The organism is Streptomyces sp. NPDC038280 (genome assembly GCF_055600045.1).
Genome location: NZ_JBVJYZ010000003.1, coordinates 17,346 through 41,867, shown reverse-complemented (window position 1 = coordinate 41,867; position 24,522 = coordinate 17,346). Strand labels below are relative to the sequence as shown.

Below are 24,522 nucleotides of genomic sequence, written 5' to 3'. Positions count from 1 at the left end.
TTTCCAGGGTCCTCAGTGGCCACGATGGCGGTGTGAGCGATGACACGGACCTGACCGAGGAATTGATGGACGGGCTGTCTCCCGAAGCAGTGGAGCAGGCCCGTGCGGCCATGGCGCGCCGCGAGGGCCTTGCCAACGTGGAGACTTGCGGCTACTGCCGGTCCGTCAGCGAGACGCTGTTCCAGGCGCTTGTGGACGGCAAGGGCTTCGAAGAGCAGGTGGAGGTGGCCCACTTCCACATCCACAACGCACACGTGGCCCCGGACACCGAGGGGTCGGCGACCTGATGTTCCTCCGGCTGGCGCCTGCCGGACCCTGTCGGCGGCCCGCGCTCACGCACGCCCCCTCGTGGTCGAAGTCGACGCCGAGAAGGACGGGGTGTCGGTGAAGGTGCACGACCCCGATCCAGAGTTGCTGCGCAGTCGCTGGCCGGTCGCGGTTGACGACGAGGAGCCGAATCCGGACGGGGGCTGGGCCTGGTGGATTTCCTGGCCCCCTGGTTGGCAGATCCGTCCCACGCCGGTCGGCAAGCAGATCACGTTCAGCGTGCGCGATCCTGCCCTGTCCAACCCAACGAACACCGCTCCGCTGGGCACCCTGCTGTACGGGGCGTCGCCAGGTTCGGCGGGTCCCCCGCCTGCGGACGAGTGAAGGGCCGTACTCACCGACTCCTGCCCGTCTGGGATGTCCGCTCTCTCGAACGGGCAGGCCGTCTTTCCCGACCAGCGACAGCGGGCGAATGCGTCCCGCCTGCTGCCGCTTCCCGCGAGCCGAGCCCGGCTCGCGGCGGGGCGACCCCGTACTGTCACCGCCGCCCGCCCGACGCAGGCCATAGCCCGGCCGCCTGCCGATCGAAGGAGGCTTCATGCCTGATTCACCGCACGCCTTACCCTCAGAGAGGATTGTCATTCTCGGCGCTGGCCCTTGTGGCCTGGCCTGCGCGGACGAGTTGAAGCGGCTGGGTCACCGTTCCTGGACGCTGCTGGAGGCGGCCCCCATGCCGGGCGGACTTGCCTCGTCCGTGGTCGATCCGGCCGGCTTCACCTGGGACCTGGGCGGGCACGTGGTCTTCTCCCACTTCGGCGAGTTCGACAGGCTGCTTGCCGAGCTGTTCACCCCCGACGAGCTGTTGCATCACGACCGGTCGTCCTACATCCGCTTCCGCGACCGGTGGGTGCCCTACCCCTTCCAGCAGTACCTCCATCGCCTCCCAGCCGAGGACGCCGAGGCGTGTGTGCACGATCTTCTTCGCGCGTGCAAACAGCGCAAGGTGGGGATGGCTGCGGGTATGGACTTCGCCACGTGGCTGCAAGCGACGTACGGATCGGGCCTGGTGGAGCGGTTCTTCGGCCCGTACAACTCCAAGGTCTGGGCGATGCCTCCTGAGCAGATGGCCTCGTCCTGGGTCGCCGAACGCGTCGCCCCGGTCGATCCTGGTGAAATCCTGGCTGCCTTCTCGGGGACCGCCCCGCCGGCCCGCCGGTGGGGGCCCAACGCCACGTTCGCCTTCCCCGCCCGCGGCGGCACCGGAGAGATCTGGCGCCGCCTGGCCGCACGGCTCGACGCCGGCCTGCGGACGTCAGTCCGCGCGGTCGCCGTCGACCCGGCCGCCCGCACTGTCACGCTCTCCGACGGCGAGCTCATCGGCTTCGACCACCTGGTGGCCACCGGTCCGCTTGACCAGCTCTCCGCCATCACGGCTGGCGCCCCGGACGCGGTGCGAGCGGCAGCCGGACGGCTGCGGCACACCACGGTGGCCATGGTCGGCCTCGGCTACAAGGCCCCCACTACCGACGAACGGTCCTGGCTGTACTTCCCCCAGCCTGAGGTGCCGTTCTACCGGGCCACGAACTTCAGCAAGTACGCGCCTGCCAACGTCCCTGGCGCCGACACAACGGCATTCAGTGCGTGGATGACCGAGACTTCCCTGCTGCCGGGGACCCGGCTGGACCATCGCCAGCTCATACGCGACTGCGACCAGGCCCTGCGGCGCCACGGCCTCGTCCCCGAGGACGCGCCGCTGGCTAGTACCCACCTGGAACTGATCGACTACGCCTACCCGATACCCACCCTCGACCGTGATGAGGCCCTGGACACAGTAATGCCGTGGATGGAGTCCCAAGGGATCTACCCACGAGGCCGGTTCGGGACATGGCGGTACGAAATCGGCAACATGGACCACGCGGTGAAGATGGGCATCGATATCGCCCGACGCCTGGTGCACGGCACCACTGAAGAACTCCTCATCCAGGCCCCCGACGCCACGGCGGCAACAGGGGGACGAAGGTGAGCGGCCGCAGCAACGGGACGGTCGCCTTCGCCGGGCACCGCTTCGACGTCCGCACCGACGAGACCTTCCACGCTGACCAGAGCATCCACCTGCAGCACTTCTCCCCCGAGACCTCGCCGGCACCGATGTGCGGGCAGCTCACGCAGATACGCATCCACCACAGCGAAGACCTCTTTCGCGACCACGGGGCCCGCCTGGCCGATGCACAGTCGCTGAAGGTGTTGCCGTTCCGCGGCGAGCCGTACCTTGCCTCACGGCTCCGGCAGGTCCGCTGGTGGAGGCCCGACCCCGCCTCGCACCTGCCGGCAGACCACCTGTACGCCCGCGACGCGACCGGCTGGCTGCACATCGTGCTGCACCCAGGGACCGACCGCGGCGAGCGGTACGCCCTACGGGTGATCCGCGAGGTCGTCCTGCGCTGCGCCGAACACCGCGGCTGGACCGCCTTCCACGCCGCAGCCGCCACGGTCGACGGCCACGGGGTACTGATCGCCGGCCCATCCGGGGCAGGCAAGACCACCCTGCTCACGGCCCTGGCCGCCCACCGTCGCGCCGACCTCGTCGGCTCTGACCGCGTACTGGTCACCGAGTCGGCCGCGAGCGTGGTCGGGGTACCGATCTCGGTCCGCATCGCCGGCGGCACCCTGTCCGCGCTAGCGCCGAACAGCAACCTGCCGCCGCACAGCGTGCTACCGACCGACTTCGGCACGCCCCGCAAAGCCTCGTGCACCCCGCACGACTTCGCTGGCGCCTTCACCGTCCGTGTGAGGGAAAGCGCCCCACTGCGGCTCGTCGTCCTCCCCCGGCTCCATGACGACGACCAGGACATCAGCATCGCCTTCCCGGGCGCGGCGACGGCACGCGCCGCGCTCGCCGCCGTGTGCTGCACCCCGCACGACGAGGACTGGCTGCACCCGTGGTTCGCCGACCGCACCCGTCCCGAGGGCGAACTGGCCCGGCAGGCCGCCGACGTCATGCACGACCTGGTCGCACGGGTACCCGTGATGCAAGTGACCGCCGGAGTGCACACCCCTCACCTGCTGGAACGGATCGCTGACGCCGTCGCGAGGAGGCTTCCGTGATACCCAAGCGCATCGCGCTGGTCGGCCCGGTGGCCTCCGGGAAGTCCACCCTCGCCGCCGCCATCGCGGCCCACACCGGACTGCCCCACCTCGACCTGGACGAGCTGTTCTGGGGACCGAGGTGGACGCCCGTCGGCCCGCAGATCTTTCACGCCCGCGTCCGAGACGCCCTGGCCTCGGACATCTGGATCGCCGACGGCAACTATGGCGGCGAAGTCGGCGAAACGCTGCTGGCTCGCGCCGAGCTCGTCATCTGGCTCGACCTGCCGCTGAGGGTCTGCCTGCCCCGGCTGATCCGCCGCTCGCTACGGCGGGCTGGCACGCGGCAGGAGCTGTTCGCCGGGAACCGGGAGACCTTCAGCCACCTGCTGGCCCGCGACTCGATCCTGTGGTGGGGCCCGGCCCACCACCGCCGGCACCGCCGCCGCTGGGCCGAACATCTCCGCCCGGACCAGGCCGACGGCCAGCCCGTCGTGCACCTCAACCGCCCCCGTGCTGTCACTGGCCGACTGCGGTCCCTCGGTCTTCTCGCCCCGAAGGAGGCGTGAGCCGCCGTGATCGCCTCCGTCGTACGCGTCCCCTGGCACACCGCCCACGGCGGCTACGACCGCCTTCTCGACCACCTCCCCGAAGTCCGCCGCATCGCCCCACCCGCCGGGCCGCTCGCCATCAGGGCGGCCGGTCAGGCCCACCGCCTGCTCGCCCGAAGCTGCCCGCTGCCCTTCTACCCGGCCGAGCACTTCACCACCGACCTGCACCTGCTGGCCTCTCGCTCGGCCGCCCACGTGCTGTACGGGGACGAGCAATACTGGTTCTCCCGCCGCCGCCTCGGCCCAACCGCCGTCACCTATCACCAGCCGCCCGCACACCTCCAGCAGCACCTGTCGGCCCGCGCGTGGCGAATGCTCGCGCCGACTGCCGAACGCATCGTCGTCCTCGACCCGCACCAGCAGGCGTTCTTCGCCGACCTGGTGCCCGCCGACCGCGTGCACCTGGTACCCCACGGGATCGACACCGCCGTCTTCACTCCGGCGCCCGCACCGTCGCTGTCGGACCGGCCTCTGGTGCTGACCGTCGGCTGGTGGCTGCGGGACTGGACTGTCCTGGACGCGGTCCACGAGCGGCTGCACCGCCGCTACGGCGACGGCGTCGAGCTGGTCGTCGTCACCCGCCAGGCCCGCACCCGTGTCTGGCACCAGGCCGCTCGCGTCCTCGAAGGCGTCGCCGAGCAGGCCCTGGTCGCGCTGTACCGGCGGGCAGCCGTGATGCTGCTGCCGCTACTCGACGCGACCGCCAACAACGCGCTCCTGGAGGCGATGGCCTGCGGCGCACCGGTCGTCGCCACCGACGTCGGCGGCATCCGCCATTACACCGGAGAGGCAGGCCAGCTCCCCCCACCCGGCGACGTCGTCGCTGCGACGGAGGCGGTGGAGAAGGTCCTCGCCGAGACCGGCACCGCCGCGCACGCCGTCAGGCGGGCCTCTGCCCGGGAACGGGCGGAACAGTTCGCCTGGCCCCTCGTCGCCGACCAAATGCGCAGCGTCTACCAACTGATGGAGGAAGCACGGTGACCGCGGCCGAGATGTGGCTACAGACGACCGTGCCCGTCCTGCTGACACTGCTGCTGGCCCGCGCGCTGTGGGCCTTGATTGCGGTCGAGGTATGCGCGAGGTGGCTCCTCGCCTCCGCCGGCAGCACACCCATTGGGACGCAGGCGGGGAAGGACTCGGTGCCGTGGCTGGTGGTGCTACTGCCGATGCTGCGCGAGCAGGCCATCGCGGAGGAGACGGTGACCGCGTTCAGGGCACTCGACTACCCGCGCGACCGCGCCGCCGTCGTGGTCATCACCACCGAACGCGAAATCTCCGCACGCGCCGGACACCGCGACCGGCTGGGGGCCCTGGCAGCCCACGCCCCGCTGGAGGCAGGGCAGTTGCGGGGCCTGTTCCCGGCCGCCCGCTGCCGCAAGGTCGCCGAGGCGGTCAACGCCGAACGTCCAGCCGACCGGCTACGGGTGCTGACCGAACTGTTCAACACCGAGCCGACCACCGCCGACATCGTGACGGCCCTCGCCGCCCGCCTGCCGTACGGAGGGCTGCCGCTGGTGCATCTCCACCAGCCCGATGTCGGCGGACGCAAGGCCGGACAGCTCAACTTCGCCCTCGACCGCCTGCAGCGGGTTCTCAGCCCGTTCGGGTGGAGGGAGGACGAGCACGCTGACGACACGTACGCAGTGGTCTACGACGCCGACGCGGCCCCCGACCGCCGCACCCTTCAGGCGTTCGCCACCGAGGCCACCGTGCACCGGACCCGCACCCGGCACGCCCCGGCCCTCATCCAGCAGCAACGGCTGCCGCTGCTGGCCCGCCGCCCCTTTCCGGCCGGCCCGGTCGGTCTGCTGCTGGAGGGGGAATGGGCCTACCAGCTGCGGCGCTCGCTCGGCATCGAACTCGCCCGCGTCCGCCTCCACCGCTTCCTGGCCTCCTCCCGTCTGCCGGAGGCGGTACGGATGTGGTTGCGGCCCATGGTGTACGCCGTGGGCTGCGGCATGGCCGTCCATCTCCCTGCCGTCCGCGCGCTCGGCGGCTTCCCCGAACCGATGGAAGACCTCGGCACCGGCCACCGGCTATCCCTGCTCGGCGCCGACCTCACCGCCTCCACCATCGCCGTCCTCGACGAGCCCTACACCGAACCCTCCGGACTGGCCAACCTCCACGCGCTGGCCTTCACCGCCTCCGCCCGCCCGGACCGTCACGCTGCCGCCGTCGCGCACCTTCCCACCGCCCTGTCCCGCCCAGCCAGGGTGGTCCTGGTGGCCCGGGAGTGGGCGGACGAGGCCGCCTGGCTGCTCGGCGCCCCGCTGATTGCAGCGGCCCTCCTCTCCGCCTGGTGGGCCGGGCCCGGCTGGACGGCCGTCGCGGCGGTCGGCGTGCTGCTGCACGGCCCCGTGGCCACCGCCCGACTACTGGCCCTCGCCCCGGCCCTGCACGCGGCCGTCACCCCACCGCCCGGTCTCGCCCCCCTGCCCCGTACGTCCCCGACACACCTGGCATCGCTGGTCGCAGCCAGCCCGTTCCAGCCATTCGTACGACTGGCCGGACCCTGGCAGCTGATCTTCGCGAAGGCGGCCGGACGCCACCGCGGTTTCGGCAAGACTGAACGCTGACAACCCTTCCCGCCCACCACCGAAGCAGAGTTGGAGCCCACTCGTGGCCGAGCCTGTCACCCCGACCATCCGCACCTCCGCCAAAGCCGTCGTCGTCCACGATGGTCAGGTCCTGCTCCAACGAGCCAACTGGGAGGGCCAGGACTGCTACTTCCTGCCCGGCGGCGGCCAGAACCCCGGCGAACCCCTCGACCAGACCGCCCGCCGCGAGGTCCACGAGGAAACCGGCCTGACCGTCACCGTGGACAAGCTGCTGTGGCTGCGCGAGTACATCGGCGCCAACCACGACCACGCCGACACCGAGGCCGGCACCCATCGCATCGAAGCGATCTTCCACTGCACCCCCGAAGGCGACCCCCGCCCCCTCGGCGGACACGCCGAAGACGACGTGCAGACCGGCCTGGAATGGGTGGAACTGGAGAAGGTTCCCGGTCTGAACCTGCTGCCCCACGCCCTCCGGCAGCCGATCGCCGCCCTCGCCACGGGCCAGCCCTCATCCGGCTATCTCGGCGACGTCGCCTGAACCCGTGGCGGCGATAAACGGCAGGGTCCCCGACAACGCCCGGGAAATCACCACCGGACAGGCAAACCGCGTCTGGTACATCGACGGCCCAGTGCCGTATGTACTCAAGCACTACAGCGACCCGAACCGCGCCGCCAACGAGGCCGCCGCCCTGGCCCTCCTCACCATGCACGGTGCCCCGGCTCCCGAGCTCCTTGGGGCCGGCCCCAGGGGCAGTCCGGCGTGGACCGCGCAGGCCGCGGTCCACGCTGGGCCCGTGCCCGCTGGTCAGCTCCTTCACGAGCTGGCCGGCCCCCTCGCCGCCGTCCACCGCATCACGGGCCCCCACACCGGTCGGCTCGCCGGAGCCCGGCAGTACCGCACCTGGCACCGCTACCTTCACGGCCGTCTCGACACGTACACGACTGCCGCACCCGACCTCGCGCCCGCCGCGGCAGCCCTCCGCCGCCAACTCGACACCACGGACCTGAACATCGAGCCCAGACTGCTGCACCACGACCTGCAGCCGGGCCACCTCGTCAGGCCCGCGACCGGCGGGGCACTGCTACTGGACTGGGAACTCGCCGCCTTCGGCGACCCGCTGTCCGACCTCGCCCGCCTCGCCGTCCGTCTCGACCTCACCGACCCCACCCATGTGCTTCAGGTCGCCCACCAGCCCGCTCCGAACGCCGTCCGCAGGTTCCAGATGTACTGGCGCATTCATCAGCTCGCCGACGCAGCCCTCAGCACCAATCCGGTCGTGCGGCAACGCGGTCGGGCTCGCCTCGGGCGAAAGCTACACCCGCTCCTGCCCTCGTGAACCACGACCTGTCGCAGGCCCCTCGCTGTTCACCGCCATTGAGCGGCGACTCAAGCCGCCCCACCCCAGGCGCACGGCCTCGCGGGCGATGGCGAGAGCACTGCCGAGATTTGCGAGCGTGGTGGCAGCGAGTCGGGGCGGCGGAGCGGTCGAAGGGGGCGAGGCCGTTCGATTCTGCCTAGAGCGCTGAAGAGGGCGGAAGCTACTTCTCTCCCGACCTCGATTGTCCGTGGTGTCTGTCAGGGTATGCGCAATGCGTGGCGAGACGAGGGCGGCGTAAGTGTTCCAGCGTCATGACTCGGGAGTCTCCGAGTCATTCGATTTTGATTTATTGACGGCGGCCGACACGGCACGTCGAGGCCACCAAGGGCCGTATCGATCTCGCCGCGGCGGACGTTTGGCTGGACGGCAAGCTCACCGTGAACGAGAACAACTTCATCACCGAGGTCGACTTCGGCGTGCCGGCCGAGAACATGCCGACCGCGCCGAAGCTGTGGTCCGACCCGACCTCGGACCCGCTCCGGGACGAGCTGGGCTGGCCTCAGTACCTGCAGGATATCGGCTAGCCCTCCCCGGAGTTCGCGCTGACCTCGCGTCGGTGATCAACGCGGACCGCGAACAACGCCTACCGAGCCGCGTTCTACAAGTCGGGCAACCCCTCCACCACGCCGACCGCCTCGCTCACCCCGGACCAGGTCTCGGTGCGTGTCCAGTACGGTTTGCCGCCCATCCACATCTACAAGGGCCAGGTCCGCGTCGACGGGACGTGGGTCAAGCCGATCCCGGACGACCGCTACATCTACGTGCCGCCGCAGCGGCAGAAGTGGGCGAACGTCCAGTGGGGTCTGAACGCGGACTACATCGTCCTGTCCTCCGGCCGGAACCCGGAGATCGAGCGGGAAGACGCGCCGGGCATCGTCATCACCCGCGACGTCGACGCTGACCCAATCCGCATCTGACCAAGGTCAACGCGAGCGCGATGCCCGTAATGCACGGCCCGCGTGCCCGCCTCGTGGTGAACGTGCTGTGATGGGGCGCCTGGCGACGAGCCCCTGTGCTCATCCACTCGGCGCCAGGCTCCTGCTGGCCGGCCTCGCGCACGGCAGTCACTCAGCGTGCGCTAGATGGCGCCTCCAGTGGCTGACCTCCGTGCCCCCACAGCCCGCCGCAGTGGCTCGTCATGGGGAGAATCTGGGGAGTTTCGACGGTGCTGGGGAGCGCGTGGGGAGAATCGATCGCGTAACGCAACACGAACCTGAAAGACGCTGAAAGACTCGTCCGCCCAGGTCAGGGACGGGAACCGCCTCATCTACGCTGGTCAGCGCCACCAGGTAGACAACTTCATGATGTACGTACCGAGATCGTCGGCCTCGACGATCCCGGGGAGCGAGCCGCCCTCACGCAGGGGCGTGACATAGCGGGTCGCTGTCACCTCTGTAAGCATTTCCCCAGGCTATACGGCCTACCCCCCTGGAAATCCACGGAACAGGTGAGCGTCGCACAACCCGAGGAATCCAGTCAGCCCTGGAGAGAAGCTGGGAAGTTTCGGCCTCCCGGTCAGGAGGGCTCCCCAGCAGTCCGTCCAGCATGGCACGTGATTGCGGGGGACGAACGGCGTCCTGCAGCGCCTGGCGCTTCAGCTTGCTTCTGTTTCTCGTGTTCGGCCGGGCTCCGCCCTCAGTTGCCGCATCAGCCAGCCCCCTACCCCTAGTTGGAAGTGGTGCGCACGGCAGATGCGCCGTGTGCACCCAAGGCGCAGAGGGCATGGGCGGCCAGTCGGATCAATCCGAAGATGCGTCACGCGGCTTAGCAGTCTCCGTGATGGCCGTCAGTGCCTCTGTCACGTCCATGTGGGCGCGTTCCTTTCCGAGCGGGGCGTGCTCGGTGCAGAACCAGACGGCATTCCGCGGATGCCCCGTCCAGCCGGGCGGGTGCACCTCAGGCTTACCGAATCTCACAAGCTCGAACGGCATGGGCTTCTCGTCCGGAACATCGTCCAACGTCAGATGGCAGACGTAGCACCGAGGCGGCATCATTCGGCTCTTCAGCCCTTCCTTGATCGTTTGTGCTCGATAGTAACGGCGCGGGCCTGATCACGGACGCTGACCAGCAATCACGCAGCCCCAGGCGCGGGGCGGATCACCTCCAGCAGGATCTAGCTCCGCGCCGACGCGGCCAGCCCTTGCGGCTCGTCGGCACTCCGCCGGAGGTGACCCATCGGGTGGCCTCCGGTGGCCTCGAGGGTGCTTCACGCACGTGCTTCAGCGGAGGCCGTCACTCGACCCTGAGGAGTACGACGGTCCAGTCGTCGCTGTCGGGGTTCTCAACGCGGTCGAGCTTCCAGGTCTGGTCGCGCACGAAGAAGCTGTCGCCGGGATGCAGGATGTGGTGGTGCTCGCCGTCGGCTTCGATGGAGAGGCGGACTTCGGGTGTCCCGGCCTGCGACTCCGGATCGCACTGCGCGGCGAAGCTGCCGATGGCTTCGCGCGCCAGGGTTCCGGGCCGGAGCGTGATCGTGGCGCCGGGGGAAACGGGCTTGCGTAGGGAGCGGGAGAAGGCGGTGAGGGCAGAGGCGAAGCGCTTGGACCAGGCGTCGGAGGGGTCCGAGCAGCCGACGATCTTCTCCAGTGTGGACGGGCTGTAACGCCCGTGGTAGTAGTGCCGGGTCTTCGTGCCCTTGCGGGCCTTCCAACGCGACTCCCCGACGGGGCACGGGTCGTCGCCGTCGAGCTGGGCGCGCATCATCTCGGCGATGTGCCCGGCGAGGGCGGCGGGTTCGCCGATGTGGCCGCCGCGGTCGGCGACCGCCCGGTCCGCGGCCTGGCCGATGGCGCATTCCACGAGACGGCGGTCACTGGTCCACAGCGGCTCCAGGGAGCGGCGCATCGCGTCGCCGGGGAGTGGCGTGGTCCAGCCCAGCATGTGGGCCGCCACGGAAGTCTCCGCCCAGAGGGCGATCCGCAGCTCATGCTGTTCGGTCAGGTGCTCTGCGGTGCGGAGCTGCCGCAGCGTGCAGGGCATGACGCCGCACTCCTTGCCGCAGGCGCGGCTGCGCGGGGTGACGAGAGGGGCCGGTGAGGCGGGGCGGATCGCCGCGCCGTTCTCCCGGTGCGTTCCGTCCTCCATGCGGACGAGCAGCGGGTAGTCCATGCCGTCGGTGAAGACGGCGGCCTCGCCCGGCTTGAGGGTGACGAGGTATTCGGACTGGGCTGCCGTGATGTTCATGGTGGCGCCGACGGCGTCGCGGTCGTCCCGGGCGGGCAGTCGGTGGACGATCTTGGCGGCGGTGTTCTTGATGACGTCGGGAAGCAGTTTGCTGGGTATCTGGTCGGCGATGACCAGGCCCTCCCCGTAGGCGCGGATCTCCGCCAGTACGCCGGCGAACATCTCCACGGCGTGTGCGCTCGCCCCGCCCTTAGCTTCGCGGCGCAGCAGCCGGTGTGCCTCCTCGAAGACAGTCATGTGGCGCAATGGGAAGGCCAGCTTCCGGGTCGTGCGCTGCTCCATCCGCAGGTACTGCACGAGCCTCATGAGGACGGTGCCCATCAGGAACGCCTTGTCCTTGTCGTCGCCCACGTCCTCGATCTCGAAGACGACGTTGCGCCGAAGGAGTTCCCCGAAATCGATGGGGTGGCCGCCCTCGAAGAACCGGCCTGTGGTGCCGAGCCGCAGGCTGGTGAGGCGGATCTTGATGAAGCCGCGGACGTTGTCGGTGATCTCCTTGCCGTAGCCGATCTCGGACACCACCTTGAGGGCGGTGTGCTCCAGATCCTCCAGCGTGGGGTAGCGGGGCTCGGTGCCGGGAAATCGCGGCTCGCCCAGCGTCAGATCCCAGCCCACGTCCTCGTACACGCGGGTCAGGGCCGCGCTGAGCACCTGCGGGAAGGGCTCCTGAGGGTCGAAGGAGGCGAGGAAGAGCGCCCGGACCATGTCCAGGTGGGTCTGGAGCGGAAATCGTTCGCCGTTGCCGTAGACGGACGGTTCCAGCGGATTCAGGCCTGCCGGAAGCCCGTCCCGCTCGCCCGGTCTGATGACGATGACCTCGCCGTCGTCGCCCATCCGCGCCGACATGGCGCGGTACTCGGCCTTGGCCGGTTCGACGACCAGCCACGGCAGACGTTCCCGGGACGCGGCTTCCAACAGGCCACGTACGGTCTGGGACTTGCCGGCACCGGTCGCTCCGCAGACGAAGGTGTGCCGGTTGAGACTGGCGCGGGGGAGCTTGAGGTCACCAACGGGATTACGGTTGCCGTCGAGGATGGATCCGAGCCGGATCGGAGTCTCACCGGGCGACGGGAGCTGCGGGCGGTGCTCCGGGGTGACGTCGAAGTCGTGCCGAAGCGCGAACCGTACGCCCGGGACTTCCCGGACCGGAGGCCTGGCCAGCGCGGCCAGCAGTTCGGACCCGCCATGGAATGCCGGCCCCGCGTCGAGAACGGCACTCAGCCCACCCGCCGTGCCGTGCGGCGTGAGGGCATAGGGCAGCCCCTTCAGATCGGCCGACGAGCACACCAGGGAGGCGACTCGGGCGGCAGCATGCGGGGTGTGGCCACCGGCGAGGAGCCGGATGCTCCAGAGTCCGCTCGCCGAGGCCGTGACCAACTCCCTGTACCGGCGCTCCAAACGGTCCTTTTCTCCCGCGTATGCGGGAAGGCCGGCCCGCCACAATTGGACCAGGAGCTCCTCCCAGGACACGGGATGTCCGTCTGCAGAGGGATGCGCTGCGAGGCGGCGGTCCGCGACATCGCCGGCGAGCGCGCCGATCGTATGGGCGGCCACGGGTTCGGCGAGGACCAGCCAGGCGAAGGGCTCCTGCCACACACTCAGCAGGCAGTCATCCAGCGTGGGCCGGGGCAAGGGCCGGGTCCGGGACTCGGCGTCGCGCAGATCCTCGTCGACCAGCAGCCCGTCAGTAATCCCCGCGATCGCCGTCCAGTACGGGAACGCGTTCAGGGAGTCCGCGAGCGTGCCGTTGTCCTGGCGCCGCGCCCGCGCCCCGGCCGGGAGGCTCAGCAGCGTCGTATCCGTGCCCGCGTCTGCCGGGCCGCGCAGCAGGGCGGAGCCGCCTACGAACACGTCGAGCGGCCGGTCTGCCACCGGGCGGGACCAGCCGAGCAGAACCGTTCCACCGTCCGGCTCGTCCGAGTGATAGGCGGAGGCCAGCGCGGCGAGCCGCTGCGCCCGCAGCTCATCGGAGACCCCGGCCGCGGCCACCCGGGAGGCCCTGTCGCTGGGGATCTCCTCGACCAAGCAGGTGTCCAGTGAACGGAGTTGTTGCCACGCCCCGCCTCGCATCGTCGTCATGAACACCAGATCCTATGGTGATCACGAAACCCTTAGTATTCCAGCTGTGGATCGTGATCTTCATGCCTGGGACATACGTGCCGAGGTCGTCGGCCTCGACGATCCCGGTGAGCCGCCCTCACGCAGGCGCGTGACATAGCGGGCCGCTGTGACGTCGGAGAGCATTGCCCCAGCATTGCTTCGGAGCAGAGCGCCGGTTCGTTGAACGTCGGGGCACCGGCGCCCGTACTCCCGCATGAATCAGTCACCGCATCGGAAGGGGAGCCCGGTATGACCGGATCGCAGGGGACCGCTCGGAAGGTCACGCGCCGTACCGTCGTCGCGGCGGCGGGAGGGGTGGGGCTCGCCGCGGCGCTGACCGCCTGCGGCGGCTCGGACGACAACGCCGGTTACGGCGGGGACAAGGCGGACGCGGGCGCGGCGGGCACAGGGGGCTCGGCGGGCTCGTCCGGTGGCGGCGGCAAGGGCGAGGTCCTCGCGGCCACGGCGGACATCCCCGTCGGCGGCGGCAAGGTCTTCGGCGACAAGGGCGTGGTGGTGACGCAGCCGACGGCGGGGCAGTTCAAGGCCTTCTCGTCCAAGTGCACCCATGCCGGCTGCGGCGTGAAGGACGTCAGCGACGGCGTGATCGCGTGCCCGTGCCACGGCAGCAAGTTCGACGCGACGGACGGCAGCGTCAAGGCCGGTCCCGCCACCTCGCCGCTGCCGGCCGCCGCGATCACGGTCGAGGGGAGTTCGATCAAGCTCGCGTGACCCGTCGCGGCCCCTTCCAGCAGGCGAGTATCTCGTCGGTGGTGGTGACCGTGGAGACCAGGGAGAGCGTGTGGCGGATCATCGCGGGGGTGTAGTCGGCCGGCACCCCCGCGATGGCGTCCGCCGGGACGACGGCGGTGTAGCCGCGATTGACCGCGTCGAACACGGCGTTGGGGATGGCGACGTTCGCCGAGACCCCGGTCACGATCAGCGTGCGGCAGCCGAGATTGCGCAGCAAGGGATCGACGTCGGTTCCGGCGAGCGGCGACAGCCCGTGCAGGCGCCGTACCACCAGGTCCTCCTCGGTGACCTCGATCGGTTCGGCGATCCGTACGGCTGCGCTGCCGCTGTGCTGCTGCACGGGCAGGCGTTCCGCGGCCCGGAAGAGGCGCGCGTTGCGGTTGGAGCCGCGGCCGTCGGGCCGCCGCTCGGCCACCGCGTGCAGGACCTGCACCCCCGCTTCGTGCGCGCCGGCCACGAGCCGGGCGACGTGGTGGAGAGCGCCCGACGAGCGTGCCACCGCCGCGAGTTCGGGCAGCGCGCTCTGAGTACCGACGACGCCCTGCTGGCACTCGACGGTGAGCAGCACGGTCGCGGCCGGGTCGATCTGTTCCACGAGCTGTGCGTACGACGGCATGCGGTCCCCCTCATCACCTCGTGGGTCACCTCTCGGGTCACCTCCTGGGCGCGCGAGGCTAGTTCCCATTGCGCGGGGACGGAAGAGCCCCCATGATTTCTGACACTCCATCAGAAATACGGAAGGGGACGGCCAATGACCGTCACACAGCGCCGTGGACGCCGGATCATGATGAGCCCGGCCGAACTGGACGCGTTCCTCACCGAGCAGCGCACCTGCCGGGTGGCGACCGTCTCCGCGGACGGCCGCCCCCACGTCAGCGCCCTGTGGTTCGCCTGGGACGGAAACTCGCTCTGGCTCTACTCGATCACCCGCAGCCGCCGATGGGCCGAGCTGCGCCGTGATCCGCATCTCGCGGTGGTGGTGGACGACGGGGTGGAGTACGGGGAGCTCCGCGGGGTGGAGCTGTCAGGCACGGCCGTCTTCGTCGGGGAGGCGCCCCGCACCGGCGAACCATGCCCCGAACTGGAGGCGGTGGAGCGCCTCTTCGCCCGGAAGAACTTCGGCCTGGACGAGATGCCGCACGACGGCCGGCACGCCTGGCTTCGGCTGACGCCCGACGCCGTCGCGTCCTGGGACTTCCGCAAACTGGCCGGACTCTAGGGCCAGCCCCGTGCGCGGCGCCGGCGTTGGAAGCCGGGGCAAGATCGAGGTCCCCGCGCCGGCGTTGGACACCGGGGCAAGACCAAGGTCCCCGCGCCGACGAGAGCCGCCGGGGCGAGACCGAGGCCCCTCCGTCGTCCTCGCCGTACGGTTCCCGGGACCTTGTCGTTCGGATCGGCCCGGCACGATCCGAGGGCGAGGCCCCTAGGCCCCGTCTTCGCGGTCCGCACTCCCGGCCGCCCGGGGCGTGGCCTGCGCGCGCCCCGCCTCCCGCAGCGCTTCCACGGCCGCACGGATGGACGGCCGCCGGTCGGCGTCCGCCCGCCACACCGCGTAGATGTGCCTCCGCATCTTGTGCCGTACGGGCACGAACGCGACGCCCTCCGGCGCCGACCCCCGCCCCAGCCGTGGAGTGACGCAGACCCCGAGCCCGGCCTCGATGAGGGCGAGCTGCGTGTGGTGCTCTCCGGCGAGGTGGGCGATGCGCGGCTCGATGCCCTGGGACCGCAGGGTGAACACCAGCCAGTCGTGACAGAACTCGCCTTCGGGCCAGGACACCCAGTCGTCCTCGGCGAAGTCCTCCAGGTCGACCTCGTCACGCCCCGCGAGCGGGTGGTCGGCCGGCATCGCGACGTCGGCCTCGTCGTCGAGGAGCTGCGCCATCGCCAGCCCGCCGGGCACCGGCAGCCGCTTGTTGCTCCAGTCCAGGACGACCGCGAGGTCGACATCGCCCCGGATGACCCGCTGGATACCCTGTTCGGGCTCCAACTCCAGGGTACGCACGCGCAGTTCGGGATGGCTCTGTCGCAGCGCCGGCACCGCCCGGGGGAACAGACCGCGCATCGCCGTCGGGAAGGCCGACAGTCGCACTTCTCCCACGACCTGTCCGCGCTGCGCCTCGATGTCCGCCTGTGCCAGCTCGACCTGGGACAGGATCCGCGCGGCATGGTCGGCGAGCAGCTGTCCGGCGTCGGTGAGCCGGACTCCCCGACCGTTCTTGGCCAGCAGCTGCTGGCCGACCTCGCGCTCCAGCTTGGACAGCTGCTGGGAGACGGCCGAGGTGGTCACGTGCAGCCCGTCGGCCGCGCCACTCACCGAGCCGTGCCGGGCGAGGGCGTCCAGGGTGCGCAGGCGCTCCAGGTTCAACATGTAAGCAATACTAATTCAATACGTCGAGTAAAAGTCGCTTGTTCTACGAGGTTGGCTCCGTCAAGGTGGCAACCATGAGCACCGCCGTCCCCGCAAGGGACCTCCCGACCACGGCGTCCGCCGCCCCGCAGCCACCTCGCCGCCGCGCGCTCGACTGGCGCGTCCGCTTCGCCGTGCTCTCCCTGATCTGGGGATTCAGCTTCCTGCTCATCAAGGTGGGAACGGAGGCGTACGCACCTTTCCAGGTCACCTTCGGCCGCCTCCTGTTCGGTACGGCTGTGCTCGCCGTCGCCATGGCCCTGAAGCGGGAGCGGCTGCCGCGCGGGGCCCGCACCTGGGGCCACCTCACCGTCGCCGCGTTCTTCCTCAACGCCTTGCCGTTCTCGCTGTTCGCCTACTCCGAGCTGACGATCCCCTCGACCCTCGCCGGCATCTGCAACGCCACGACTCCCCTGTGGGGCATGGTCCTGTCGATGGTCGCGCTCTCCGAGGACCGCCCCACCCGCCGCCGCGCGGCCGGTCTGGGCATCGGATTCGCCGGGGTGCTCACGGTGCTCGGCGCCTGGCAGGGCTTCTCCGGGCTCGACGTCACCGGCACCGCGATGGCGTTGCTCGCGTCGCTCAGCTACGCCGTCGGCTGGATCTACGTGCGCCGGACCCTGGGCGGCAACAGCACCTCCCATCTGTCCCTGACCGGTGCGCAACTGGGCCTGGCGACCCTGCAACTGGCCGCCGTCACCCCGCTGTTCACCGATCTGCCGACCTCCTTCCCGGCGGTGCCCCTGCTCGCGGTGCTGGCCCTCGGCGCCCTCGGCACCGGCTACGCGGTCCTGCTCCAGTACGGCCTGGTCGCCGAGGTCGGCCCCACGACCGGGTCGATGGTCACCTATTTCATCCCGGTCATCGCGACCGCCGCCGGTGTCGCGCTCCTCGACGAACACCTCGCCTGGAACACCCCGCTGGGCGCGCTGATCGTGCTCGTCGGCGCGGCCCTGACGCAGGGCCGGCCCTCCGCGCGCCGGCGTGCCGCGTCTCAGCCGTAACTGCGGGCGGGGGCCGGTCCGACCGCCGCCGCCACCGCGTCGGCGGCAGGAGCGATCTCGTCCGGAGTCATGGCGGAGACGGTCAGCCGGATGCCGGGCCCGGCGGCCATCCGGAACCTGGCCCCCGGCGCGACCGCCCACCCCGCGTGCAGCAGCCGGGCCACGGCGCCGGTCTCGTCGGCGACGGGTACCCAGACGTTCATCCCACTTCGCCCGTGCGCCTCGACACCCCGGTGCGCCAGCGCCCGTACGAGCGCGTCCCGCCGCTCCGCGTACGACCGGGCCACCGCCCGCGCATCGACCGCTCCGGTTTCCCAGAGATGGGCCACGGTCCGCTGCAGGACCCGGCTGACCCAACCCGGTCCGAGCCGCTGACGGCCGAGCACCCGATCCACGGTGACGGCGTCCCCGGTCAGCGCGGCGACCCGCAGATCCGGCCCGTACGCCTTCGCGGCCGAGCGCACGAAGGCCCAGTGGTCGGTCACCCCCGCCAGCGGGTGCAGCGGCAGGTCGACGATGCCGTGCCCGTGATCGTCTTCGATCAGCAGGGTGCGGGGGTGGCGTCCGAGCACCGCGCGCAGCTCGGCGGCGCGCGCCGCGGACACGGCGGCCCCGGTGGGGTTCTGCGCGCGGTCGGTGACGACGAGCGCGCGGGCACCGGCCCGCAGCGCCCGTTCCGCGTCGTCCGCCAGCGGCCCGTCGTCGTCGACCGTGACGGGCACCGGCTTGAGGCCCAGCGCCGGGACGAGATCGAGGAGACTCCCCCACCCGGGATCCTCGATGGCCACGGCGTCGCCCGGCCGCAGATGCGCGACGAGCACGCGCTCGATCGCGTCCAGCGACCCGGAAGCGACGGCGACGGGCCCGTCCGGCACCCCGTCCGCGTCGAACGCGGCGCGCGCGAGCCGCGCGAAGCCGGCGTCCACCGGCTCCTGGCCGTAGAGCCCGGAGCGCCCGTCGTCGGGGCGGATCGCCGCGGCGAGCGCCTCGGCGAGCGGGGGAAGCAGCTCGGGATCGGGACTGCCGTTGGCCAGGTCGCGCACGCCCGCCGGGGCGTCGATCTGGAGGGACGAGCGCGAGGTCGTGGCGGGCAGCGACCGCACGCGGCTTCCCCGCCTGCCCGCCGTCTCGATGACTCCTCGCTCGCGCAGCGTGCGGTAGGCCGCGGCCACCGTATTGGGATTCACCCCCAGCTCAGCGGCCAACTCCCGCATAGGCGGCAGGTGTTGGCCGGGAGCGAGCAGGCCGGCCCCCACCCCTTGCTCGACGCTCGCGGCGATCTCCGATGCGCGGCACCCGACAATCCGATACTCTCCTAGCACAAAGAACACTATGCACTAGTGCAATGGAGAACGTCAATGCCGGAGACCTCACAGCACAGCACCATGGAGGGCGCCGAGTCCAGCGCCGTCGATTCCGCGGTCCCCCAGCAGCACGCCGATGGGGGCGCCTACGCCAAGACCGAGCGCACCTTCCCCACCCGGGGCCGCGACCGTGCCTCGTACGACCGCGAGCTGGTCCACTCGATCCTCGACGAGTCGTACGTCTGCCACCTCGGGTTCGTCCGCCACGGCGCTCCGGTCGTCCTGCCGACGCTCTACGGACGGGTGGGTGAGCGGCTCTACGTGCACGGTTCGACCGGCTCGCGCCCGCTGCGCATGGCGGGCGCCGGTCATGGGGACGCCGACCCCGGGCTCGCGGTCTGTCTGACCGTCACCCATGTCGACGGCCTGGTCCTGGCCCGGTCCGCGTTCCACCACTCGATCAACTACCGGTCGGTCGTGGTCCACGGCACGGCGTATCAGGTCACCGATCCCGACGAACGCCGCAGCGCGCTCGACGCCCTCGTGGACCATGTCGTGCCCGGCCGCTCCTTCGACTCCCGCCCGGCCGACGCCAAGGAGCTGGCCGCCACCGCGGTGCTGCGTCTGGACCTCGACGAGGTGTCCGCCAAGGTCCGCACGGGCGGCCCCAACGACGACCCCGAGGACCTCTCCCTGCCCCACTGGGCGGGCGTGATCCCGGTCGCACCCCGGCACGGCACGCCGATCCCGGCCGACGACCTGGACCGGGGCATAGCGCTGCCCGACTATCTGTCCGTGCTCTGAGCCTGCCCGTGCCGTCCGCCCGTGCTCGGAGGCCGCCCGCTCTCCGACGCGGCGGGAGGCGGGAGAACGGTCGAATGCCTGATCGTCATCCCACGCGGCCCGCGCGGTCGGTCACCAGCCCGGCGCCGTCACCGTCGACGGGCTCCGAGCCCGCGACCGGCCCGGATGGCGACCGGGGCGTCGACGACTGTGCGATGAAGGCGCCGACGAGCACGACCACGCCGCCGATGATCTGCGGCGCCGCCAGGTGTTCCTCGAGCAGCACCCAGGCCAGTACGGTCGCGATCACGGCTTCCAGACACGCGACCACGCCGGCCACCTGCGGGGAGAGCCTGCGGACCGAGACGACCCCGGTGACATAGGCGACGACGGTCGCGATGAGCACGATCCAGCCGAGGAGCAGCCAGGCCGGGGCCCGTGTCCCGCCGAGATCGGCGCTGCCCGCGAGGATCGACCAGTTCATGCCCCAGGGCCGTGCGACGGCGGTCAGGACGAGGGCGCCGATGAGCAGTCCGTACGCGATGACACCCAGCGGATCGGCGGGTTCGGCCTCGTCACTGCCCTGGTCGGAGAGGACGAAGTAGCCGACCTGGCAACAGGCGGCGGCGAGCGCGAGCAGCAGTCCGAGGGCGTCGAAGCTCAGTCCCGACCACACCTGCACCACACAGGCCAGGCCGCCGACGGCCAGGACGACACCGAGCGCCGCCGCGCGGGTCACCGGCCTGCGCTGCACGAAGCGGACCCAGCCGAGGACCAGGGCGGGGGCGAGGTACTCGATGAGCAGGGCGACCCCGACGGGAATGCGGGATATCGCGGCGAAGTAGCAGGCCTGGACGCCGGCGACGGCGAGGAGCCCGAAGCCGGCGAGCAGGGCGGGCTTGCGGAGCAGCAGATCGCGGTGTCGCCAGGCGACGGGCAGCATGACGAGCGCGGCGCCGGCCACCCTGAGCCACACCACATGCAGCGGGTCGAGCCCCGCTTCGATCAGTGGCTTGGCCGCCACACCTGATCCACCGAATGCGAAGGCCGACGCCAGGGCGAGTCCCAGGCCGGCGCTTCTCCCCTGAGACGCGTGCATCGGGCCATCATGACAGCACCGCGTCAGGTGTGTAAGACCCGTTACACCTGTTGAGACAGGTCCCCGATCCGGCCGCTGAGGCTGCCCGGATCGATGCCCGCGCGCCGGAGCACCTCGACGGCGCGGCAGTCCGGATCGCCGGCCAGGGCGGCCAGCAGATCGAGTCCGGTCGCACGGGGCTCGCCGCGCAGTGCGGAGCTCCGCAGTGCTCCCGCCATCGCGGCGACGGCCGCGGGCGACCAGCCTGCGACATCGCGCTCCCGTACGTGCACGGGGACGCCACCCGAGTCCTCGACGGACCCGCGCCAGCGCAGGCCGTATCCGATGCTGCGCTGGACGAGATAGCCAAGGACGCGCGCGAGCCGGCCGGGCCCCTCGAACGCGGCGGCGACCATCGGGTCGGTCTCGATCAGCGAGTGCAGCAGATGGGCGGTGTCGATCTGGCGGTCCCCGTCCCGCAGCGCCCTCCTGCGGGCCCCCGCGACGACCGAGGTCAGCTCGACGGTGAGCCTGCTCAGCTCGACGGTGAGCCTCGCCTCGTTCTCCGCGCGGTTCGTTTCGGGCTGCTCGGGAACCCGTGGGACAGGAGTGTGCACCGTCCCATCCCATCAGCCCCCGGCGGCCATGACATCCCCATGGGGAACCATGTGCGCATCCCACGACGGTTGGGCGCGGGCGAGCGGTTCCTCCTCCTTACGGATGAGATCACGGCCAATATCCCCGTCAGGGTGCGCGCCGCCACGCCCGCATGCTCGCGGCCGATGGAACTCCACGAAGGCCGAGCAGATCTGACGGTTCATCAGTATTGAATGTTGGAGGCCGCACGGCTACGTTCCGTCGACACGAGAGCCCAACGGGACGCGTGAAGGGGTGGTCGCATGGCCGAAGTCACCGCGGAGGCACGGATCGAGGCACCGGCCGAGAAGGTCTGGGCGCAGCTCACGGACTTCGCTTCGTACGGCCAGTGGAACGCCACCCACACGAGCTTCCCCAAAGGGGGCCCGGCCACGCTCGAAGCGGGTGCCACCTTCGACGAGAACATGAAGCTGATGGGCTTCCCGGCCGAAGTGACCTGGACGGTGGAAGAGCTGGAGGCCGAGCGCGTCCTCGCCATCCGGGGCAAGGGACCCATGGGCGTCAACGTCGGCACCCGTTACTCGCTCACACCCGACGGCGGCGCCACCGTGGTCCGGATCGACGGGGAGTTCACGGGCGCGGCGGTGTCCCTGATGGCGGGGAAGCTCAAGGACTCGGCGACCGCCGCGCTGAACGAGTCACTGCGGAAGCTCGACGGGCTGGTGACCTGACGCGCGGACTCCCGGGCGCGGGCAGGGGGCAGGCCCTCCGCCGGACGCGGCGGGCCGTGACGGCACGCGGAAGGGCCCCGCGGCGATGACCGCGGGGCCCTTCCTCGGTACGCCGGCCGGTACGGGCATCAGTGCTGGTCGGCCAGGATCAGGTACAGCTTCTTACGGGCTTCGTTGATGACATCGACGGCCTTCCGCCGCTGCTCGGCACTGCCGGTCTTCCAGACCTGCCCGAACGCCTCCGTCAGACCGAAGCCGGCCTGGCGGATCTCGTTCAGGGCCTCCCAGTCGACCCCACGCCCGGCCTCTTCCCACGGGGCGTCGGGCCCCGCCTCGGCCTCCGCGCTGCCGGTCTCGGTGAGCGTGAACAGCTTCTTGCCGCCCTCGCTCTCGCTGATGATCAGCCCCTCGTCCTCCAGCAGCTGGAGCGTCGGGTAGACCGAGCCCGGGCTGGGCTTCCACGCCCCACCGCTACGCTCCCCGATCTCCCGGATCATCTCGTACCCGTGCATCGGGCGGTCCTTCAGCAGCGCCAGGATCGAGGCGCGCACATCACCGCGCCGCGCCCTCCCCCGGCCGCCTCCGCGGCCGCGCCCGTCGCCGAAGGGGCCCCCGCGCCAGGGACCGCCGCCACCGAAGCCCGGCCCGAACGGCCCGAAGGCAGCACGCCGCCCCTCGAAGTCGCCCCGACCGTGATGGCCCGGCCCGCAGTGCCCAGGTCCGTGCTCATGCTCGTGTCCATGTGAACGCATCGCTACGCTCCTTCCATCGTTGATCTGTCGCGATGCGTCAACGATATATCGGAACTGTTCGGTTGGCAACGCCTTATCGGTCCAGCGATGTGCGATTGGCCTTGGCCCGCGGCTCTGCCGGGGCCCTACGTTCACGTTCATGCGGATTCGAATCGTCGACGCCTTCACCGACCACCCCTTCTCCGGAAACCCAGCGGGCGTGCTGCTCCTGGACGCCTTCCCCGACGACGACTGGCTGCGGAACGTCGCGGCGGAGGTGAACCTTTCCGAGACCGCCTTCGCCCACCCGCTCCCCGCCGGCGGCGACGCCGACTGGGCGCTGCGCTGGTTCACCCCGGCGACCGAGGTCGACATGTGCGGTCACGCCACCCTCGCCACCGCCCATGTCCTGCACACGACCGGTCGGGCGAGCGGGACGATCCGGTTCGCCGCGCGCTGCGGGGTCCTGCGCGCGAGCGCCGCGGCGGACGGCACGATCACCCTGGACTTCCCGACGTCGTCGCTCACCCCCGTACCGGCCCCCGAGGGGCTCGCGAAGGCGCTGGGAGCGGAAGTCGTCTCGGTGCACGACACCTCGCCGCACATCGGCGACCTGGTGGTCGAGCTCACCGACGAGGAGGCCGTGCGCAGCCTGGCCCCGAACCACCGGGCGCTCGTGGAGCTGTCGGAGCGGGGCATCATCGTCACGGCCGCCGCCGAGGACCCCTCCCGGGGCTACGACTTCGTCTCACGCGGCTTCTTCCCCGGCGTCGGCGTCGACGAGGACCCGGTGACGGGCAGCGCGCACACCGCGCTGGCGCCGTTCTGGTCGCGGCGCCTCGGGCGCGACGACCTCACGGGGTTTCAGGGCGGCGCCCGCACCGGTCTCGTACGCACCTCCCTGCGCGGTGAGCGCACCCTGCTGACCGGCAACGCGGTGACGGTGATCGAGGGCGACCTGCTCGTCTGACGGCCGTCGCCCCGGGCCGGTCGACCTCTCAGGCCGGACGACCCCGCGGAACCGGCTGACGTCTCGGAACCGGCCGATGAGAAAGGGGCGTACGGCACCTGCCGTACGCCCCTCGCCGTGCGTCCACGTCTCTCACATCGCGGGCAGCCAGCCGACCCTTCCGGCCAGCAGCCCGTATCCGACGAACGCCACGATGTCGAGCAGCGCGTGCGCCGCCACGAGCGGCCCGACCCGGCCCCAGCGCCGGTAGAGCCACACGAAGACCACACCCATGACCATGTTGCCGAGGAAGCCGCCGATGCCCTGGTAGAGGTGGTACGAGCCGCGCAGGACCGAACTCGCCACCAGGGCGGCCATCGGCGTCCATCCCAACTGCCCGAGCCGGCGCAGCAGATAGCCGACGACGATGACCTCCTCCAGTACGGAGTTCTGCACCGCCGAGGCCAGGAGCACGGGGTACTTCCACCACACGTCGGGCAGCGATTCGGGCACCACGGTCAGGTTGAACCCGGCTGTCCGCGCGACGAGATAGAAGGCGAGGCCGGCGCTGCCGATACCGGCGGCCACCAGCGCCCCGCGCCCGAGGTCCGACCACGGCCGGATGAGGTCGAAACCGATCAGCCGCAGCCCCCGGCCTTCTTCGGGGCCCGCTGCCAGGCCCCTGTCCCAGCGTTCCCTCATCAGCAGATGCGCCACGAGCAGGACCGGCACCAGGGCCGTCGCGACGGAGAAGAGCTGCCAGGCGAGGTCGAGCCACGGCCGTCCCGGGGCGTACGAGGTGTTGAGGTTCGCCGCCTGATCCTTGAGACCGCCCGGCTTGGTCAGTGATCCGACAAAGCTGATGAGTGACGACACACCACTCGCGCCGAGCGACAGCGCCAGTACGAGCACCGTCTCGGAGCGAAGGATCCTCCGGGACATGCCGTCCTGGGGAAGAGATTCAGCCACGCGTCCCGCCTCCGCCTGCACACCTGCCTCC

25 protein-coding genes and 1 pseudogene are annotated in these 24,522 nt (G+C 70.9%); 17 read left to right on the top strand and 9 right to left on the bottom strand.

The features are described from left to right. Positions 1 to 32: 32 nt before the first annotated feature. From ACZ7J0_RS08470 to ACZ7J0_RS08420, 11 genes are all read left to right on the top strand, one after another. Entirely contained in the window at positions 33 to 287 is a 255-nt protein-coding gene (locus tag ACZ7J0_RS08470; protein WP_470885237.1) for a hypothetical protein, read from the top strand. A 61-nt stretch (positions 288 to 348) separates the two neighbouring features. Continuing rightward, positions 349 to 651, top strand: a complete 303-nt coding sequence (locus ACZ7J0_RS08465) for a hypothetical protein (protein ID WP_470885235.1) — start codon at positions 349 to 351, stop codon at positions 649 to 651. Positions 652 to 865: 214 nt separating this feature from the next. Next, a complete protein-coding gene (locus ACZ7J0_RS08460) occupies positions 866 to 2,290 on the top strand; it encodes a protoporphyrinogen/coproporphyrinogen oxidase (RefSeq protein WP_470885233.1) in 1,425 nt (474 codons plus the stop codon). After that, positions 2,287 to 3,372, top strand: coding sequence for a hypothetical protein (locus ACZ7J0_RS08455; protein ID WP_470885231.1), 1,086 nt, complete (start codon positions 2,287 to 2,289; stop codon positions 3,370 to 3,372). The genes ACZ7J0_RS08460 and ACZ7J0_RS08455 overlap by 4 nt, the downstream gene beginning before the upstream one ends. Further along, complete coding sequence (locus tag ACZ7J0_RS08450; RefSeq protein ID WP_470885229.1) at positions 3,369 to 3,920, top strand: P-loop NTPase family protein; 552 nt, start codon at positions 3,369 to 3,371, stop codon at positions 3,918 to 3,920. Before ACZ7J0_RS08455 ends, ACZ7J0_RS08450 begins: the two co-directional genes overlap by 4 nt. Before the next feature lie 6 nt (positions 3,921 to 3,926). After that, positions 3,927 to 4,943 carry a glycosyltransferase family 4 protein gene (locus ACZ7J0_RS08445; protein WP_470885228.1) on the top strand — a complete coding sequence of 339 codons (1,017 nt, stop codon included), beginning with the start codon at positions 3,927 to 3,929 and terminating at the stop codon, positions 4,941 to 4,943. Next, complete coding sequence (locus ACZ7J0_RS08440; RefSeq protein ID WP_470885226.1) at positions 4,940 to 6,538, top strand: hypothetical protein; 1,599 nt, start codon at positions 4,940 to 4,942, stop codon at positions 6,536 to 6,538. Before ACZ7J0_RS08445 ends, ACZ7J0_RS08440 begins: the two co-directional genes overlap by 4 nt. Before the next feature lie 43 nt (positions 6,539 to 6,581). Further along, the gene (locus ACZ7J0_RS08435; RefSeq protein WP_470885224.1) at positions 6,582 to 7,061 is read left to right on the top strand and encodes an NUDIX domain-containing protein; all 480 of its coding nucleotides are present in this window, start codon (positions 6,582 to 6,584) and stop codon (positions 7,059 to 7,061) included. Positions 7,062 to 7,065: 4 nt separating this feature from the next. Beyond that, positions 7,066 to 7,860: a phosphotransferase family protein gene (locus ACZ7J0_RS08430; protein WP_470885222.1), complete on the top strand. Its 795-nt coding sequence runs from the start codon at positions 7,066 to 7,068 to the stop codon at positions 7,858 to 7,860. 419 nt (positions 7,861 to 8,279) lie between these two features. Continuing rightward, positions 8,280 to 8,426, top strand: a complete 147-nt coding sequence (locus ACZ7J0_RS08425) for a hypothetical protein (RefSeq protein WP_470885220.1) — start codon at positions 8,280 to 8,282, stop codon at positions 8,424 to 8,426. A gap of 135 nt (positions 8,427 to 8,561) precedes the next feature. Next, on the top strand, positions 8,562 to 8,819 hold the full coding sequence (locus tag ACZ7J0_RS08420) for a hypothetical protein (protein WP_470885219.1): 258 nt from the start codon (positions 8,562 to 8,564) through the stop codon (positions 8,817 to 8,819). A gap of 374 nt (positions 8,820 to 9,193) precedes the next feature. On the opposite strand, the pseudogene ACZ7J0_RS08415 reads toward ACZ7J0_RS08420, so the two are convergent. Both ACZ7J0_RS08415 and ACZ7J0_RS08410 read right to left on the bottom strand, forming a co-directional pair. After that, a pseudogene (locus ACZ7J0_RS08415) lies at positions 9,194 to 9,304 on the bottom strand (HipA family kinase); the annotation flags it as partial. A gap of 830 nt (positions 9,305 to 10,134) precedes the next feature. Beyond that, positions 10,135 to 13,164: a DUF6406 domain-containing protein gene (locus ACZ7J0_RS08410; protein ID WP_470885217.1), complete on the bottom strand. Its 3,030-nt coding sequence runs from the start codon at positions 13,162 to 13,164 to the stop codon at positions 10,135 to 10,137. 270 nt (positions 13,165 to 13,434) lie between these two features. Between ACZ7J0_RS08410 and ACZ7J0_RS08405 the strand changes: the two genes are divergently transcribed. After that, positions 13,435 to 13,917, top strand: coding sequence for a Rieske (2Fe-2S) protein (locus tag ACZ7J0_RS08405; protein ID WP_470885215.1), 483 nt, complete (start codon positions 13,435 to 13,437; stop codon positions 13,915 to 13,917). On the opposite strand, the gene ACZ7J0_RS08400 is transcribed toward ACZ7J0_RS08405, so the two are convergent. Beyond that, the gene (locus tag ACZ7J0_RS08400; RefSeq protein WP_470885213.1) at positions 13,904 to 14,554 is read right to left on the bottom strand and encodes a cysteine hydrolase family protein; all 651 of its coding nucleotides are present in this window, start codon (positions 14,552 to 14,554) and stop codon (positions 13,904 to 13,906) included. The genes ACZ7J0_RS08405 and ACZ7J0_RS08400 overlap by 14 nt on opposite strands. A gap of 135 nt (positions 14,555 to 14,689) precedes the next feature. On the opposite strand from ACZ7J0_RS08400, the gene ACZ7J0_RS08395 reads away from it, so the two are divergent. Then, positions 14,690 to 15,157 carry a pyridoxamine 5'-phosphate oxidase family protein gene (locus ACZ7J0_RS08395; RefSeq protein WP_470885211.1) on the top strand — a complete coding sequence of 156 codons (468 nt, stop codon included), beginning with the start codon at positions 14,690 to 14,692 and terminating at the stop codon, positions 15,155 to 15,157. A gap of 204 nt (positions 15,158 to 15,361) precedes the next feature. Here ACZ7J0_RS08395 and ACZ7J0_RS08390 read toward each other — a convergent pair whose 3' ends face one another. Next, on the bottom strand, positions 15,362 to 16,306 hold the full coding sequence (locus ACZ7J0_RS08390) for a LysR family transcriptional regulator (protein ID WP_470885209.1): 945 nt from the start codon (positions 16,304 to 16,306) through the stop codon (positions 15,362 to 15,364). A 74-nt stretch (positions 16,307 to 16,380) separates the two neighbouring features. Here ACZ7J0_RS08390 and ACZ7J0_RS08385 point away from each other — a divergent pair, with 74 nt between their 5' ends. Continuing rightward, entirely contained in the window at positions 16,381 to 17,349 is a 969-nt protein-coding gene (locus ACZ7J0_RS08385; RefSeq protein ID WP_470885207.1) for a DMT family transporter, read from the top strand. Here ACZ7J0_RS08385 and ACZ7J0_RS08380 read toward each other — a convergent pair. Continuing rightward, positions 17,340 to 18,671, bottom strand: a complete 1,332-nt coding sequence (locus ACZ7J0_RS08380; protein WP_470885206.1) for an aminotransferase class I/II-fold pyridoxal phosphate-dependent enzyme — start codon at positions 18,669 to 18,671, stop codon at positions 17,340 to 17,342. The genes ACZ7J0_RS08385 and ACZ7J0_RS08380 overlap by 10 nt on opposite strands. Before the next feature lie 63 nt (positions 18,672 to 18,734). Between ACZ7J0_RS08380 and ACZ7J0_RS08375 the strand changes: the two genes are divergently transcribed. Then, positions 18,735 to 19,457, top strand: coding sequence for a pyridoxamine 5'-phosphate oxidase family protein (locus tag ACZ7J0_RS08375; RefSeq protein WP_470886022.1), 723 nt, complete (start codon positions 18,735 to 18,737; stop codon positions 19,455 to 19,457). A gap of 85 nt (positions 19,458 to 19,542) precedes the next feature. Here the strand turns inward: ACZ7J0_RS08375 and ACZ7J0_RS08370 are convergent, their stop codons facing one another. Then, positions 19,543 to 20,535, bottom strand: coding sequence for an EamA family transporter (locus ACZ7J0_RS08370; RefSeq protein WP_470885204.1), 993 nt, complete (start codon positions 20,533 to 20,535; stop codon positions 19,543 to 19,545). 41 nt (positions 20,536 to 20,576) lie between these two features. Further along, positions 20,577 to 21,131, bottom strand: a complete 555-nt coding sequence (locus ACZ7J0_RS08365; protein ID WP_470885202.1) for a Clp protease N-terminal domain-containing protein — start codon at positions 21,129 to 21,131, stop codon at positions 20,577 to 20,579. A gap of 282 nt (positions 21,132 to 21,413) precedes the next feature. Here ACZ7J0_RS08365 and ACZ7J0_RS08360 point away from each other — a divergent pair, with 282 nt between their 5' ends. Beyond that, positions 21,414 to 21,842, top strand: coding sequence for a type II toxin-antitoxin system Rv0910 family toxin (locus ACZ7J0_RS08360; RefSeq protein WP_470885200.1), 429 nt, complete (start codon positions 21,414 to 21,416; stop codon positions 21,840 to 21,842). A gap of 128 nt (positions 21,843 to 21,970) precedes the next feature. Here ACZ7J0_RS08360 and ACZ7J0_RS08355 read toward each other — a convergent pair whose 3' ends face one another. Further along, positions 21,971 to 22,594, bottom strand: a complete 624-nt coding sequence (locus tag ACZ7J0_RS08355) for a PadR family transcriptional regulator (protein WP_470885198.1) — start codon at positions 22,592 to 22,594, stop codon at positions 21,971 to 21,973. A 139-nt stretch (positions 22,595 to 22,733) separates the two neighbouring features. Between ACZ7J0_RS08355 and ACZ7J0_RS08350 the strand changes: the two genes are divergently transcribed. Further along, on the top strand, positions 22,734 to 23,543 hold the full coding sequence (locus tag ACZ7J0_RS08350; RefSeq protein ID WP_470885197.1) for a PhzF family phenazine biosynthesis protein: 810 nt from the start codon (positions 22,734 to 22,736) through the stop codon (positions 23,541 to 23,543). Positions 23,544 to 23,675: 132 nt separating this feature from the next. On the opposite strand, the gene ACZ7J0_RS08345 is transcribed toward ACZ7J0_RS08350, so the two are convergent. Continuing rightward, on the bottom strand, positions 23,676 to 24,464 hold the full coding sequence (locus ACZ7J0_RS08345) for a CPBP family intramembrane glutamic endopeptidase (RefSeq protein ID WP_470886020.1): 789 nt from the start codon (positions 24,462 to 24,464) through the stop codon (positions 23,676 to 23,678). Between the last annotated feature and the right edge of the window lie 58 nt (positions 24,465 to 24,522).